Here is a 15602-nt window from a genome sequence, read left to right as displayed (position 1 = left end):
CTCATTGGCGACGCTGCGCGAGGCGGTGCGCAGCAGCAACATGGACGTCGGCGGACGCACGGTCGAGCTCAGCGAGTTCGAGTTCATGGTGCGTGGCCGCGGCTATCTGAAGTCGATCGCCGATATCGAGAATATCGTCCTGAAAAGCGATCGGGGTGTACCGCTTCGTCTCTCCGATGTCGCCCGTGTCGAACTCGGTCCCGACGAGCGGCGCGGCATCACCGAGCTCAACGGCGAGGGGGAGGTCGCGAGCGGCATCATTCTGCAACGCTTCGGTGCCAACGCGCTCTCCGTGATCGAACACGCCAAGGCGCGCCTTGCCGAGGTCGCGGCGAGCCTGCCGGGCGGTGCCGAGATCGTGCCGGTCTATGACCGCTCCGGGCTGATCGAGCGGGCGATCGAGACGCTGAAGGGCACGCTGATCGAAGAGAGCATCATCGTCGCGCTGGTCTGCATCGTCTTCCTGCTGCATCTGCGCAGCGCCCTGGTCGCGATCATCATGCTGCCGGTCGGCATCCTGATGGCCTTCGCGGCGATGAAGGCGCTCGGCCTCGGCGCCAACATCATGAGCCTCGGCGGCATCGCCATCGCCGTCGGTGCGATGATCGACGCCGCCATCGTCATGATCGAGAACGCGCACAAGCACCTGGAACGGGCTCAGCCGGACAAGCCGCGCGTCGAGATCCTGATCGAGGCGGCGAGCGAGGTCGGCCCGGCGCTGTTCTTCAGCCTGCTCGTCATCACGGTCTCGTTCTTGCCGATCTTCACCTTGGAAGCGGAGGAGGGCCGCCTGTTCGGGCCGCTCGCCTTCACCAAGACCTTTGCCATGGCGGCCGCGGCGCTCCTGTCGGTGACGCTCGTCCCGGCGCTGATGGTCATCTTCGTCAAGGGCAGGATCATTCCGGAGAGCCGCAACCCGATCAATCGAGGCCTGATAGCGCTTTACCGTCCGATGATCCGCGGCGTTCTCCGGGCCAAGACCCTGACGATCCTGGCTGCGGTGGCCGTCCTCGGGCTCAGCCTCTGGCCAGCACGGCAGCTCGGCTCGGAGTTCATGCCGTCCCTCGACGAGGGCACGCTGATGTACATGCCGACGACCTTGCCAGGGATTTCGGTGACCAAAGCGGCTGAGCTGCTTCAGACTCAGAACCGCATCATCCGTACATTTCCGGAGGTCGCCTCGGTCTACGGCAAGGCTGGGCGCGCCCAGACCGCAACCGACCCGGCGCCGACCGAGATGTTCGAAACCATCATCAACCTGAAGCCGAAGGCGGAATGGCGGGAAGGCGTCACGCTCGACAGCCTCAAGGCGGAGATGGACAAGACCCTCCAGTTCCCGGGCGTCTCCAACGCCTGGACGCAGCCGATCCGGGCCCGCATCGACATGCTTGCGACCGGCATCCGCACGCCGATCGGGGTCAAGGTCTTCGGCACCGATCTCGCGCAGATGGAGGCGATATCGCGCCAGGTCGAGACCATCCTCAAGACCGTACCGGGCACGAGCAGCGCCTATGCCGAGCGCGTCATCGGCGGCTACTTCCTCGACATCGTACCGGACCGTATCGCGCTAGGGCGCTACGGGCTCTCCGTCGGCGACGTCCAGAACGCCGTGGTGATGGCGATGGGCGGCGAGACGGTGACGACAACGGTCGAAGGGCGCGAGCGTTACGGGGTCGCCATCCGCTACCCGCGGGACCTGCGTTCCGATCCCCAGGCGATTGCGCGCGAGGTCCAGGTCTCTACGCCGTCCGGCGCCAGCGTACCGCTCGGCGAGGTCGCGAGCATCGAGCGCAAGCGCGGCGCCACCTCGATCCGAACCGAGAACGGCGAGCTTGCGGTCTATATCTTCGTGGATACGGTTGGGCGCGACCTCGGCGGTTATGTCCGCGATGCCCGGAACGCGATCGCGCAGAGCATCAAGCTTCCCGCAGGCTACCGCATCGCCTGGAGTGGTCAGTTCGAATATCTCGAACGGGCCGAGGCCCGCCTCAAGCTGGTCGTGCCGGTGACGCTCGCGATCATCTTCCTGCTGCTCTACCTGAGTTTCCGCAAGCTGACAGAGACCTTCATCGTCATGCTGTCGCTGCCCTTCGCACTGGTGGGCGGCGTCTGGCTGCTCTGGTGGCTCGGCTTCAACATGTCGGTGGCGGTTGCGGTGGGCTTCATCGCGCTCGCCGGCGTCGCCGCCGAGACCGGCGTGATCATGCTGATCTATCTCGACCACGCGCTCAGCGAAGTGCGAGCGCGCTGCGCGGTGGAAAGGCGAGCGTTCACCCGCGCCGATTTGCACGAGGCGATCATGCTTGGTGCCGTCGAGCGCGTGCGGCCGAAGATCATGACGGTCGTCGCGATCATGGCTGGTCTGCTGCCGATCCTCTGGAACACCGGCACAGGATCGGAGGTGATGCGGCGCATCGCCGTGCCGATGATCGGCGGCATGGTCTCATCGGCCGTGCTGACGCTGCTGGTGATCCCGGCGATCTACGGCCTAGTCAAAGGCTGGCGGCTTCCGCCGGCCAAGGAAACCAACATCGTGGCAGTCCCGCCTGCATTGGTGCAGCGGCCAGCTGCTGCTGTTGAATGAGGTGGAGTGACCGACATGCACGACCTGATGAATGGGATGGGCAGGAGCATGGCGGTGTTCCACTGGCTCCGCGTCGCCGTGCTGCTTTTGGTGATCGCCGCGTTGGTCAAATACGTCTTCTCCCGGTGAAGGCGCACTCGAGATTGAAGGAGAACGAATATGCAGATCGATATCCCACTAAGCCGCCGAGGGCTGATGATCGGAGCGGCGCAAGCATTAACGGCCTTGGCGCTGGCCGGAACAGTGGTGGCGACCGAAACACTGCCGAAGATGACCGTGACCCGCGATCCGAATTGCGGTTGTTGCGGCAATTGGATCGAGTATATCAAAGCTGCGGGTTTTCCGGTTGAAGTGCTCGAGCTCGATGACGTGATGCCGCTCAAAGCCAAGCTTGGCGTTCCGGATGCCCTTATGTCGTGCCACACGGCCGAGATTGGCGGTTATGTCATTGAAGGGCATGTCCCAGCCGATGCGGTGAAGCGACTGCTCGTCGAGCGTCCGAAGGCGATCGGCATCGCGATTCCCGGCATGCCGGTCGGTTCGCCCGGCATGGAGGTGCCTGGTCAAACGCCGCAGTCCTACGAAATCGCCATCTTTTCGGCCGGCAAGCAGCACGTGTTTGCGCGCTACCGAGGGCTCCAGCAGGTCTGATCTGGTCCGGGATTGAATTGGAAGCCGGGCGCTATGCTCGCCCGGCTGAACGTTCGCGTTATTGCTTCGCAGTGCAGACGACGCGGGTCTGTTCCATGTAGAGCGCGCCGTCTCGCTTGGAGCTTTCAAAGGTGCGCTGAAGGCCGCTGTCGAAGGTCACCACGACCGCGCTATCGCCAAGCGTGAAGTTTCCGCTGCTCTGCCAGAGGCTATCATACGAGAAGCGCCCATCATTATCGAAGGTGAAGTTCGCCCCTCCTGCTGTCGCACAGACCTTGCCGTTGATCGCGCTGGTGATCTCTTTAACGCCCAAGCCGGGGTTGGCACGGTGGGCTACCGCGGATTGAATCTGAGCCAGGAGAAGCAGGCAGGTCGCCGACAGGGCGATTTGGCGGGACGTCCTCATCATATCCTCCTCCGGATTGTCCCGAGGGTAACCCGGTCGGGGCTTGAGGATCTAGGTTTGAAATGGGGATGTCGGCTTCAGATGTGAAGTGTTTCACCTTCGCCGGGCGAGGATCGCTTGTGGCCATCGTCCGCGACACCCCCCATTCGGCGGCGAGCGCCCGGCCGATATTCCCTGCCATGGATTCGCTGCTTGATCGCGGCGATGGTCCGGCGGGCGACGCCCTTCTCCTCCAATTGGACCACTCAAAGCCCTCTGGCAATGCCGCTGCCGCTCTTCATCGACGAAAACGAAGGCAAGCATGGTGTGCACTACGACCATCTCGCGAGGGCGAACTCGCAAGGCGCGCACCGGCGGTCGGCAACGGCCTCGCCATCTCCGCAGATTCGGACGCCTATGTGACGCCGAGCTGGTACGCGGTGAAGCAGGAGACCGGAAAGGTCGTACCGACCTGGAACTATGCGACCGTCCACGCCTCCGGTCCGGTCGAATTCTTCGACGATGCCGCACGCCTACTAGACGTCGTCACCCGCCTCACCAACCTGCACGAGGGCGAGTGCGCCGCGCCGTGGGCAGTCTCGGATGCGCCGGCGGAGTTCATCCAGGCGCAATTGCGCGGCATCGTCGGACTGCGCATGCCGATCACGACGCTCGAGGGCAAGCGCAAGCTCAGCCAGAACTGCAGCCCGGCCCGGCCGATCGCGCCGAGGTCGCCGCCGGCCTCGCCAATAGCGAGAGGCCGACGGAGAGCCATGTCGCGACCCTGATCCCGGTCTGAAGGCCACCGGGGAATCGGCCAGCGGAGATAGAAGATGCTGCTTTAGAACGCAGCAAACAGGCCGGATTGAACACAGGAATGCCCCACCGGAATGTCCCACTGGCCCAATCCTCTGGCTAAGACATTGATCTGAAACGGAATGGCGGGCCGGGTCGAAACTTCGCCCAGCTTCACCTAAGCCTTTGATTTCACTACGCCCGATTGAGAGACCGTTGACCCTTTGCGCCCCGGTTTTGGGCTACGGCGCAAGCCACCCGGTCTCGTTCGGTGTCGGCTAGAGCACCATGCGGCAGACCGATTCATTCCGCCATCGAACGCATGCTCTGCCGCATCAAGGACTTCCGACGCGTTGCCGCGCGATACAACCGCAACGCCGTCAACGTTCTCGCAGCCGTCTGCATCGCTGCAACCGTCTGCTTCTGGTTGTAAGTTCGGCCCTTAGGGCTCGGACAACGCCCTTGTGATCCGTCAGGCTGCGCGACCATACGATCCAAAAAACGCGGCAAGTGCATGGCCGTACAGATCGATTCCCGCGTGTTTAGCCTTCGTGACAACCACTTCTCTACGATCGCCGGCGGCTACGTGAATGCCACTCTCCGATACTTTTACAAAACTACCAGGCTCCTCTGCAGTGAAACCTCCAATAATTGCTGATATTATAGTGACAACATCGCCATTGATAAGCTTTAATCTTGCACTGTAAGTAGGAGACGCGAATGGCTCATAGTTGCATGCCCTGATGAACCGGATCAAACGCTCAGCCGGTTCTTGCCAATTCAACTCGGACGCTATCGCGTCACTGTGCCGATAAACTCGCCGCTTGGATAAATCCTGTTGTCGGCGGCCTAGGTCGCGTCCTGACAGGATTGTATTGAGAACAACCTCAAGCAACGATGCCCCTTCTCCCATGCATTTGATGAATAAGCTAAGCCCGGTCTCTTCCCCTGACAGTACGAATTTATGCTCTGCGACAATATCTCCAGAGTCGATACAGCCACCCATCACATGGATCGTTACTCCGAAGAATTTATCTCCATTACGAATAGCCCATTGATGACAGTGGAGCCCTGCGTATTCAGGCAGGGGAGCTGGATGAAGGTTGATAGCTTTATACCCGACTTCCCTTAAAACGTCTTCGCCTACGATTTGTATGTTGTTCGCGCTGACAACCCAATCGACCTGCTGCTTCCGCACATACTCGGCGCCACGAGCTGAATTGAAATCGCTTAGTTCGATTTCCAACTCGTGCTTGTCAGTATCCGGACTGATCCACGCTACGAGGCGGCCGTTTGTGTGGGCCTGGATGGTCCGAACGGCCCTCTTCGCGGGCCAGCCCTCGCCGAGCACCAAAAATCGTATCGGCATCACCGGACTCCTCCGGGCCTATCGATACGGCCCGGCGTGGCGCCCCCCTGCGAAACGCGGCCCGAGCCGTCGGGATCGCGCCATGGCCGCCCGCTCAAGCAGCGTTTGCCATCTTTCTCTCGATCAGATTGACGAAGTCGCCGACATTTTCGAGGGACCCGATCTCGGCTGTGCCGAACCGCATGCCGAACTCGCTTTCAACAGCCAGCACCAGGGAGATATGCGAGACAGAGTCCCACTCCGCGATGTCGGCCGCCGTTGATTCTCGTCCGAGCACGATGTGCTCGTTCTCGAATACGCTCCTTGCGATCTCCTGCAGATGACTGAGTACGTTCATGTATTGATCCTCATGTCTTGAGGGTGAAGATGCGTCTTCGGCCGGCGACGCAGGTGCGCCTCATGCCGGGCCGGTCGGCTCACGTCGCCCCTTGCTTTGCAGAGCATGGAGTGCAGGGCTTTCCGCGAGTGCACGCGCATCGATCTTTCCGTTCGAGTTCAACGGAAGCGCTTCGAGAAAGAACAATGAGTGGGGCAGCATGTAATCGGGGAGACATGTCTCCAGGTGCTTGCGGATGATGCTCGGGTCGAGTGGTTCGCCGACAACGAAGCCGACGACGCCATCGGCCACTCCGTCGACGGCCTGCGGCCAAGGAATGACGGCGACGAGATCGCGCCCGGTTGCTGCTCGTAAAGCGCCTTCGATCTCATGGAGTTCGACCCGATACCCTCGAATCTTAACCTGATGATCAATACGGCCGAGGTAATGGAAGCCATCGCCCTCGCTCCATCGTCCGAGATCGCCGGTTCGATACCAGCGTGTCCCGTCGATTGTCAGGAACTTGTCCTCGTCGAGCTTTGGTTGCCGCCAATACCCGCGGGTGAGCTGTGATCCAGCCAAACACAGTTCTCCGACCGCACCGGGCGCAACGGGCTGCCGGGTCTCGTCGAACAGAGCCATCCCCTGTCCCTCGAAGGCCTGGCCAATGGGCAGGACCGTTGGGGCATCACCCGGCTGATAGGTGAAGTAACTGATGGCGATCGTGGCCTCGGTGGGGCCGTAGAGATTATGAATCACGCTGTTTGGCGCAGCACGGGCCCAGGTCTGAGCCAGCGCAGTGGGAAAGGCTTCGCCACAGAATAGCGAGCACCGAAGACTCGGCAGCGTGCCAGGTCCCAGGAGGCCAGCCTGATGCGCGATGCCGATCGCGGATGGGACGGACAGCCACATCGTCGCCTGTTGCTCCTGAACGAACCGAGGAGCCAGCGGAGTCGCATTCTCGGGGACGCTCACGATCGATGCACCGTTCGTCCAGGCCATGAACATGTCGTGAGCGGAGAGATCGAATGTGAGGTCGACAAGCTGAATGAGACGATCCTCCGGACTCACCGGAGCGACGTTCGAGATTCCGGCAAGGTAAGATGTGACGTTCCCATGCGTAATCGGGACACCCTTCGGGGCCCCCGTAGACCCCGAGGTGAACAGAAGGTAGGCGAGGTCCTCAGCCACGGGCGAGGGCCACTGGGCGCGCCTCGTTGCGCTCCGATCCAGATCCTCTGGGTCGAGAAACAGCGTGCTTACCGTAGGACGGCGCGTATCGGGCTCCGGGGCCAGGATCACCCTCAAGCTCGGCGGAGGAGCTTCCAGGAGGCGCTCGAACAGCGCGGCGCATTTGCGGTCGATGATAAGCGCGCTCGCACCGGAGGCCGCCAGGATGCTTCGGTTTCGTTCCAGCGGGTAACGCGGATTGAGCGGAACATACGTCGTGGCAGCACGCAGGGCAGCCGCGATCGCCGTGTAGGCCGTGATGGTGCGGGAGCAGAGAAGAGCAACCCGATCGTTCGGTTCGACTCCCGCATCGATCAATGCCGCCGCGAGTGTGCCGGCCGCGCCCCAGAACTCATCGAAAGTTCGGGTTTCTCCCCGCGCCCACACCGCAGGTCGATCCGGAAAGAGCCGCGCCGACCTGGCGAGCGCGGAAGTGAGCGTCCCATCCGATGCCGGCCCGGTGTCGGCCAGGCAGCTATTGTTCAAGGGGAAGCTGGAAAGCATCATCTCCGCTCCGAGGCTCGTTGATCCCGCATCTGCAACTCGCAATCTGCATCTCGGGCACCTTGTTTCCGCGCCGGACGAACGGCGCCAACTCCTTGCTCAGTCCGACAGTGAGCCGCTGAACTGCGGGCCATTGCAGATGAAAGGCGTCCCAGTAATCCGACTCCTGGACATCGGCCTCACGCAAGTCCACGAGCAGGTTGCCGTCTTTATGGAGTTGCGGATCGATCTCGCAGATGATGGCCTCGAGCTGCGAGCGGGCATCGGGATAGTTTGCAAGATAGCCTGGCCGGACCGGCGTGATGACGACGGCAAGCTGACGCCCGCCGGCCCGAAGCTCAGCCGAAAACTGCTTGAGTTCCTCGACACAGGTCGGATCGAACTTCAGCGGACCATACCGGAGGCCGCGATCGGCAACCTGCAGCGGGCTGGACCCGAACTCGTCTTGCCAGCGGTCGCCAGTAAACGGCACGGTCACCTGCGGCCAAATGCGGTATGCGGAGTAATATCGAGCGAGCGTCAGGTATTTCATGTAAAAGAAAATTTCCGGCCACTCTCCTCGCACATACTTCTCGGCGTCGTCGGGCTTGAAGATATTACGGTTCTGGCCGCAATCGCCGAAATCGGTGAGGTTGGTCAGCATGACGAAGGTGGAGGCGCGCGGGAACAAGTCCGCATAGAACTTCGTCAGGTATCGCGTTTGATGAACCGAGAGCAGGGCCGTAGCCCCGTTCAGAAATGTTGCGCCAGTCCCGGCCGAGAAAGCGGCTCCGTCGAATTGTCGCCAAGCGACGGATGAACCGACCAAGACAACTTCAGGGTTCAGGCCAGGATGACGGCGAATGAACCGGAACTTTTCGTTGACCGATTCTACGCTGGATATGGCAGGCGCGATGAGGTTTTGCGGCTTGAAGTTCATGACAGCCATGAACCCACCCGCAACGAGAGCCAATGCTGACAAGCCGCCGACGAGCAGTCCAAGCAGGTAGGCTTTCATGTGCGCACCTAGAACGTAAAGTAGAGGAATTCGGCCGGCGCCTCGCCCAGAAGGCGCAACAGCGCGATGCTCAGGACCGCCCCGGCAAGAGCGCCATGCAGGAATTTGGGCAGTCTCCGATCTCCCGGATCGAAAGCCGCCCTGAGACTCGTCCATCCTGCGAGCATTTTGCACTCGACGAGGCCGAGCCATTGCTGGGTGTTCGGCAGGAACCAGACGATAAAAAGCCCAAGCACGAGTACCTTGAGGCCTCCGGCCGCATCGAGTGCTGCGGGGGTAGGGCCGCTCGCCAAGCCGGCTAGGCCACCTAAGACGGTGACAGCATGATCGAGACCGTTCGCCCTGAAGAACACGAGGGCAACGGTCACACAGAAAAAGGTCAGCGGAATTCCAACCGCACGAGGCACTCGTATCCCTTGCACGCTCCGCAGCGTCGCCGTGGCGCTTCTCCAGGCGCGGTTGACCACGAGCATGAGGCCATGAAGGAGTCCCCACGCGACGAACTGAAGACCGGCGCCGTGCCAGAGACCGGACAAGGCCATGGTTAGGATCGTTGGGGTCGCGATCAAGTGAAGGAATGGCCTCAGCTCGAAAGATGATCGGCGCAGCCCCGGTTTCCCTGCGCTGATACGAGCTCTGGTGAGGCGCATCGCGATTGGGTTGTAGACGTAAGTCGTGAGAAATCGGGTCAGCGTGATATGCCAACGCTCCCAAAATTCGATGATGCTTGCAGACTTGTACGGAGATGAAAAATTGAATGGCAATCGTATATTGAAGATCAGGGCAAGGCCGATCGCCATGTCGGAATAGGCCGAAAAATCAAAGTACAGTTGCAAGGCGTAGGAGGTTGCTCCGATCCACGCAAAATCGATAGGCGGATACGCCCCATGAGCCGCAAGGTCGAACGTGGCATTGGCGGCCGGTGCGAGGTTGTCCGCGATGATGATCTTTTTGAACAATCCTATGGCGAATGCAGACAGGCCGAGGGCGATGTTGCGAGCCTGTGGAGCGTAAGTCGCGGGGTCGCGCAGTTGGCTGACGATCTCGCTGTGGCGAACGATGGGGCCAGCAAGAAGCTGCGGAAAGAACGACGCGAACGCGAAGTACCGTATCAGGTTGTCTTCGCGACTGACCCCGTCATATGCGTCGACGACGTAGGAGACCTGCTGGAAGGTGTAGAAAGAAATGCCGAGCGGTACGGCGACGTTCGCCAGATCGAATGGTGCGGCACCAGTCAGCGAATCGACGAGCCCAGCGAAGAAGCCAGCATATTTAAACCAAGCCAGCGCGCCCAAATTCCCGGCTATCGCGAGACCGAGAAGGAGCCGCGACTTCCTGCTGGCGAGAACGAGGCCGGCCGCGAAATTCCAAAACAGCGAGCCCAGAAGCACGAAGACGAGCCAGGGATTGACCTGACTGTAGAAGAATAAGGATGCTGCGACGAGCCAGCTCAGGGCCAGGCCTGGCTTTCCGCTGCGCCCTAGCAGAAAGAACCCCAAGACCGCACAGGGAAGAAACAGAAATATGAATTGAGGAGAGTTGAACAACATGTCATTCAACTCCCGATACAATCAGCAGTTTCATGGCGAGGCGAGATTCCACACCGCGCATGCGGTGGCATTCCATGCCTTGTAGCCCGCGCTCCGCCTGCGGGCTCAAGCAGCGGCATGTCCAGTGCCACGGGAATGCAGGGGCAAACTTGACATGTGTCATGTGATCTGTGGCTCGTTGAGCAATGGCCTGCGCGGCGCCGAAGGCTCATTTTCCCTGCCAGCCATATTGGCCGGGCGTTCACGTCGACACGGCGTCGGGGTCAGCGGTGATGCCTGGATAGTCGCCTTCGAGCGGCGGGCTCCGGCATCGGCTTGGCGGGCTAACGCGTTTGGTAGCTGAATCGTTGGATCTGTACGGTCACCGCGGGCGGTCGAGCAACACGGCGGCCACTACGGTTTGGTCCGTTGTCCGACTTGCACCACGACACTCTGCTTCAAGGCTCAACCTTCAGCCGGTTCCATCGTGCCCGGACCGAGTGAATGAAGAGCCATTTTAGTGGCCGGAGCCTTTGCCAGGCACGGGTCACCCGTAAAGCCAAACCTAATCGTAGCACGGTGAGGTACGCCCGCCGACAGGACTAAGCGAGAGTTCCAGATTAGCTCTACTTTGGCAGATTTTTAGCACGGCTGGCGTTTTTGGGATTGAACGAACCCGCTGACGCGGGAGAGCTGCGGGGTTTGTGACGGGAGGCTCCGGCTGGGAGGGTTTGGGTGTTGAAGCCACCCAGCCAGCAGGAGCTCCCGATGCCCGCAGCCAAGCCGATGAGCGCCCCTCGTCGCCGCATGATCGACGACATGACGCTGCGCAACCTGTCGCCGGCCACGCAGCGATCGTATCTGCACGCGGTGACGAAGTTCAGCCGTTATTTCGGCTGCCAGCCGGATCGGCTCGGGCTGGAGGATGTCCGCTCGTTCCAGGTGTATCTGGTCTCGCAGGGGATCTCCTGGCCGGCGCTGAACCAGATCGTCTGCGCGTTGCGGTTCTTCTACGGCGTGACGATGGACCATGCCGAGCTCCCCGAGCGGATCGTTTATGCGCGCACGCCGCGCAAGCTGCCGTCGATCCTTAGCGCCGATGAGGTCGTGCGTTTTCTGGAAGCTGTGCCGTCGCTGAAGACACGGGTGGCGCTGGCCACGGCCTATGCCGCGGGCTTGCGCGCCTCGGAGGCGGTCAGCCTGCAGGTGGCCGATATCGACAGCAGCCGGATGGTGCTGCAGGTCCGGCATGGCAAGGGCGCCAAGGACCGCACCGTGATGCTGTTGGCGGCCCTGCTGGCCATCCTGCGCAGCTACTGGCGCTTGGCGCGCCCGGCGCCATGGCTGTTCCCGGGCCGCAGCCCGGACAAGCCGATCGATGTCCAGGTCCTGCACGCGGCCTGCCGCTCGGCGACGAAGGCGGAAGGACTCACCAAGCGGGTCAGCGTCCACACGCTGCGTCACAGCTTCGCCACCCATCTTCTGGAAAGCGGAACCGATATCCGGATCATCCAGGTGCTGCTGGGCCACAGCAATCTGTCGACGACGGCGCGTTACACCCATGTGGCGACCTCGACGATCGCCAGGACGCAAAGCCCGCTGGATCGCCTCGACCTGACTGTCACGCCGCCCGCCTGAGCGGCGCGTATGCGCCCCGATCTGGAAGTGGCGGATATCTTTCGCCGCCACGGCCCTGCCTATCGCCGGGATCGGCGGAGTTCGCTCGGCCGCGTCGAGACGCGCGTCATGCGCGCCATCGAGCTGTGCCGCACGGCGGCGCTCGGCGGTCATCTCGAAGCCTGCGGCGATTGCAGCCACACCCGCATCGCCTACAACAGCTGTCGCAACCGGCATTGTCCGAAGTGCCAGGGGCCGGCCCGCGCCGCCTGGCTCGACGAGCGGCAGAAGGATCTCCTGCCCACACCCTACTTCCATGTCGTGTTCACCGTGCCGGCCGCGATCGCAGCGATCGCCTTCCAGAACAAGGCCGTCGTCTACGCCATCCTGTTCGACGCCGCGCTCTGGACCCTGAAGACCATCGCCGCCGATCGGCGGCATCTGGGCGGCGAGATCGGTGGCATTGCCATCCTGGGGGCAGAACAAGAGCTGCTCGAAATCGTACGCTAAGGTCGAACGTACAATGAACGTCATGCAGCCCGGAGGATTCTGGCGGGAAGTCGCAGGGGTCTGAAGCCCTCGGTCATCTGCTGCTCGGTGTCCCAGGAATAGATGCCTGTGAGATTGATGTGCTCCCAGCCGAGCGGCGAGACATGCTTGAGCAGTTCGTCGGGAATGTTGCGACCCTGCTGGCGCAGATCCGTTGGTGAAGCTCGCGGCGTTGATCGATTTCGCGACCTTCCCGCCGAAGCTGATGTCTGCGGTGAAGCGCTCCGATGGATCGAAGGGTGGCCGGCCGCCCTACGATCTCATGTTGATGTTCAGGATCCTGATCCTGCAAACACTCTACATGCTGTCGGACGACGCCACCGAGTTTCAGATCAAGGACCGGCTCTCCTTCATGCGCTTTCTTGGGTTGGGGCTCGCGGATGCAGTGCCCGACGCCAAAACGGTCTGGCCGCTCCGCGAGCAGTTGTTTACCCTTTTCGCCAGTCGAGACCGTCTTCACCGCCCAGAAGCATCGCGTCGGCGTGTTCGTACGCACCGTTGGACTGGTGCGGACCCGGACCTAAGAAAGCCAGCAGGCTATGATTTGGCCCGGAATGCCCGAACACCCACTGGTTTCTCACGCTTGTGCAACGGGTCGATTAGACGGAGGTCTGGCGCAGATATTTGTAAGCATCGCCCCGTTCCCACCTCCCGGCCAGGGGCATGAACGTTGATGTTCCGAGCTAGAGGGCTTGACCCATGTGACGATTTCAGGGCTTACGCTAAATCGCGCGCCAAGATCGACGAGCCGGTTCGGCGTTTCGGGACTTCACGCGCATGGGGCGCCGCCAGCTGTCACTCTGCAGTAGCGCGCCTTGGATTTCGCATCGAAATGGAGAACAGAATCTCATTGGCAGTCGGCGCGGGGGATGCTGCGACTTCAAATTTTTCCGGAACATGTCCCACGCCAATCATTGTGATGATCACTTCGTGGTCAGGAATGTCGAATTCGGCGCAAAGTGCTAGGTCCTGGTCGCTATCGGCCGATCAATTGAGCATGCAGGTACCCAAGCCTGCAGCATGAAACGCGAAGACCAACGACATCGCGAAAAGGCCCCCATCAATCCAACACTGATTGCGTTCGCCGATCATGTCGAATTCACGGAGGTCGACAGCTACGATCAGGACCGCGCCTAGGTTGTGACCGAATCCGACGTTTCCGCGCTGGAAGGTTAGAAGATGATCACGCAAGGGGCCGTCATAGGCGGCATAGACTCGACGCATCTCGCGGTTGCAAGTCCGCGGAGTTTTGATCGCTTGGCTCACCGCCTTCTTGATTGCGGCCGGCGAGACGCTTTCCCCCGTGAAATGGCGGACGCTATGTCGGGTACGGACGAACTTGGTGTAATCGAAGTCAGCGGCCTCAAGGATTTCCTGCTTCGTCATACTGATGGAGCCGCCTGGGTATTGCCGATCCATCGCGTTTACAAATGACCTTAGTTCCCCGTCCAGATGTACAGGCAGCGTTAGATTGAGAATTCCGACGGAATTCGCCCACTGATTCCGATTTGAAGCCGCCCACCATTCCGAGATGAAACCGCCCAGCGTTCCGATTTGAATTCGCCCGGGGCGAGCGGCGTTTTCCTTTGGGTCAGCCTCCGGGGCAGCGTGACCTCCTCAATGCCGAGGAGACGCGTATGCCCGCCCCAAGAGAGCTGACCATGAGACAGATACGACAGATGCTTCGGCTTGCCGGGAGCGGCGGCAGCAGCCGTGAGATTGCAGCGGCGCTCAACGTGGCGCGCAGTACGGTCCGGGACTACCTGAAGCGCGCCGGGACAGCCGGACTGAGCTGGCCGCTGCCTGATGACGCGACCGACGCCGTTCTTGAAGAGCGGTTGTTCGGCCGGTCGACCGGCGGCCAGCTTGGGGCTCGCCGCCGACCGGAGCCTGACTGGGCCGTGGTCGCCTGCGAGCTGAAGCGTCCGGGCGTGACGCTCGAGATCCTCTGGAGCGAGTACCGCGAGATCCATTCCGAGGGGTACGGCTACAGCCGCTGGTGTGACCTGTACCGCACCTTCGAACGGCATCTGTCGCCGGTGATGCGGCAGGAGCATGTGGCCGGCGACAAAGTGTTCGTCGACTTCTCGGGCAAGAAGCTCGCGATCATCGACCGCACGACTGGCGAGATCCGGGAGGCGGAGATCTTCGTGGCGGTGCTCGGCGCCTCGAACTACGCCTACGCCGAAGTGGTATGGACGCAGACGTTGTCGGACTGGATCGGCGCCCATGTGGGGGGCACCTCAAGGTTTGTTCGCTAAACCGCGTTTAGTTGGACGGACCGGGAACGCGGCGATTTGGGCTTGCGGCCGAGCAGCTTTTCGCCGTCTGGCCGGAGATCCCCTGTGGGCGCGACATGGCGGTAGAGCGTCTGACGGGTGACGCCGAGTTCGGCACAGAGCTCACCGATTTTCGTCTCGGGTTTGCCCATGGCCGCCTGCGCCAGCCGCAGTTTCGCCGACGTCATCTTGAAGGGCCGGCCGCCGTTGCGCCCGCGGGCTCGTGCTGCGGCGAGGCCGGCATTGGTGCGCTCGACGATCAGCTCGCGCTCGAACTCCGCCAGCGCCGCGAAGAAGTTGAACATCAGCCGGCCGTTGGCCGTGGTGGTGTCGATCGCGGCGCCTTGGCCGGTGAGCACCTTCAGCCCGACGCCGCGTCTATTGAGAGCCTGCACGACATCGACGAGGTGCTTGAGGCTGCGGCCCAGCCGATCGAGCTTCCAGACCATCAGCGTGTCGCCATCGCGCAGCGCTCTCAGGCAGGCCTCCAGTCCTGGGCGGTCGTCGCGTTTTCCCGACGCGCGATCGGTGTAGAGTTGATCGACGGCGACGCCGGCCGCCACGAGCGCGTCGGATTGCAGATCGACGACCTGGCTGCCGTCCGTCTTGCTCACGCGCATGTAGCCTATCAGCACCAGCTTCTTCCCTTCCGGCGCCGTCACGCAAACGGCCGATTATCCGAGCGCCGCTACTGCAGCTTGATGATCGACGAATCGTGTCACTAATCCCGTCATTCTGTCAAAGGCCTGCAAACGCATTGAGCTGTTGATTGTGTGACGCAATCCGACTGATCGGAC

General features: G+C 61.7%; 12 protein-coding genes and 5 pseudogenes. 8 read left to right on the top strand and 9 right to left on the bottom strand.

Annotated features, from left to right (window positions below; genetic code table 11):
- Positions 1-2584, top strand: a 2584-nt coding sequence (locus WFK61_RS21930; RefSeq protein ID WP_336814185.1) for an efflux RND transporter permease subunit, incomplete at its 5' end; no start/stop codon positions are given.
- Positions 2585-2743: 159 nt separating this feature from the next.
- Positions 2744-3235: a DUF411 domain-containing protein gene (locus WFK61_RS21925; protein ID WP_336814184.1), complete on the top strand. Its 492-nt coding sequence runs from the start codon at positions 2744-2746 to the stop codon at positions 3233-3235.
- Positions 3236-3293: 58 nt separating this feature from the next.
- On the opposite strand, the gene WFK61_RS21920 is transcribed toward WFK61_RS21925, so the two are convergent.
- Complete coding sequence (locus WFK61_RS21920) at positions 3294-3644, bottom strand: hypothetical protein (RefSeq protein WP_336814183.1); 351 nt, start codon at positions 3642-3644, stop codon at positions 3294-3296.
- 201 nt (positions 3645-3845) lie between these two features.
- On the opposite strand from WFK61_RS21920, the pseudogene WFK61_RS21915 reads away from it, so the two are divergent.
- Positions 3846-4419 (top strand): annotated as a pseudogene (locus tag WFK61_RS21915) (FMN-binding negative transcriptional regulator).
- A 303-nt stretch (positions 4420-4722) separates the two neighbouring features.
- Positions 4723-4848, top strand: a pseudogene (locus WFK61_RS21910) (IS5/IS1182 family transposase); the annotation flags it as partial.
- 39 nt (positions 4849-4887) lie between these two features.
- Here WFK61_RS21910 and WFK61_RS21905 read toward each other — a convergent pair.
- From WFK61_RS21905 to WFK61_RS21885, 5 genes are all read right to left on the bottom strand, one after another.
- Positions 4888-5784: a methionyl-tRNA formyltransferase gene (locus tag WFK61_RS21905; protein ID WP_336814182.1), complete on the bottom strand. Its 897-nt coding sequence runs from the start codon at positions 5782-5784 to the stop codon at positions 4888-4890.
- A gap of 94 nt (positions 5785-5878) precedes the next feature.
- Complete coding sequence (locus WFK61_RS21900) at positions 5879-6121, bottom strand: acyl carrier protein (RefSeq protein WP_336814181.1); 243 nt, start codon at positions 6119-6121, stop codon at positions 5879-5881.
- 60 nt (positions 6122-6181) lie between these two features.
- Positions 6182-7837: an amino acid adenylation domain-containing protein gene (locus tag WFK61_RS21895; protein ID WP_336814180.1), complete on the bottom strand. Its 1656-nt coding sequence runs from the start codon at positions 7835-7837 to the stop codon at positions 6182-6184.
- Positions 7806-8831 (bottom strand): hypothetical protein, encoded by a 1026-nt coding sequence (locus WFK61_RS21890; protein ID WP_336814179.1) that lies wholly within the window; start codon positions 8829-8831, stop codon positions 7806-7808. Before WFK61_RS21890 ends, WFK61_RS21895 begins: the two co-directional genes overlap by 32 nt.
- A gap of 8 nt (positions 8832-8839) precedes the next feature.
- The gene (locus WFK61_RS21885; protein ID WP_336814178.1) at positions 8840-10381 is read right to left on the bottom strand and encodes an MBOAT family O-acyltransferase; all 1542 of its coding nucleotides are present in this window, start codon (positions 10379-10381) and stop codon (positions 8840-8842) included.
- A gap of 747 nt (positions 10382-11128) precedes the next feature.
- Between WFK61_RS21885 and WFK61_RS21880 the strand changes: the two genes are divergently transcribed.
- Both WFK61_RS21880 and WFK61_RS21875 read left to right on the top strand, forming a co-directional pair.
- Entirely contained in the window at positions 11129-11998 is an 870-nt protein-coding gene (locus WFK61_RS21880; protein ID WP_336814177.1) for a site-specific integrase, read from the top strand.
- A 9-nt stretch (positions 11999-12007) separates the two neighbouring features.
- Positions 12008-12451 (top strand): annotated as a pseudogene (locus tag WFK61_RS21875) (IS91 family transposase); the annotation flags it as partial.
- Positions 12452-12507: 56 nt separating this feature from the next.
- On the opposite strand, the pseudogene WFK61_RS26150 reads toward WFK61_RS21875, so the two are convergent.
- Positions 12508-12675: pseudogene (locus WFK61_RS26150) on the bottom strand (Tn3 family transposase); the annotation flags it as partial.
- Here WFK61_RS26150 and WFK61_RS21870 point away from each other — a divergent pair.
- Positions 12675-12953 (top strand): annotated as a pseudogene (locus tag WFK61_RS21870) (transposase); the annotation flags it as partial. The pseudogenes WFK61_RS26150 and WFK61_RS21870 overlap by 1 nt on opposite strands.
- Before the next feature lie 560 nt (positions 12954-13513).
- Here the strand turns inward: WFK61_RS21870 and WFK61_RS21865 are convergent.
- Positions 13514-13912: a nitroreductase family protein gene (locus WFK61_RS21865; protein ID WP_336814176.1), complete on the bottom strand. Its 399-nt coding sequence runs from the start codon at positions 13910-13912 to the stop codon at positions 13514-13516.
- Positions 13913-14205: 293 nt separating this feature from the next.
- On the opposite strand from WFK61_RS21865, the gene WFK61_RS21860 reads away from it, so the two are divergent.
- Positions 14206-14787 (top strand): hypothetical protein, encoded by a 582-nt coding sequence (locus WFK61_RS21860; protein WP_336814175.1) that lies wholly within the window; start codon positions 14206-14208, stop codon positions 14785-14787.
- Here the strand turns inward: WFK61_RS21860 and WFK61_RS21855 are convergent.
- Positions 14784-15440 (bottom strand): recombinase family protein, encoded by a 657-nt coding sequence (locus WFK61_RS21855; RefSeq protein WP_067990406.1) that lies wholly within the window; start codon positions 15438-15440, stop codon positions 14784-14786. The two genes, WFK61_RS21860 and WFK61_RS21855, sit on opposite strands and share 4 nt — an antisense overlap.
- Positions 15441-15602 lie beyond the last annotated feature (162 nt).

Source organism: Allobosea sp. MMO-172 (assembly GCF_037147855.1).
Lineage (GTDB): Bacteria > Pseudomonadota > Alphaproteobacteria > Rhizobiales > Beijerinckiaceae > Allobosea.
Note: the sequence above shows the minus strand (reverse complement) of the source record. Positions and strands in the feature narration are given on the sequence as shown.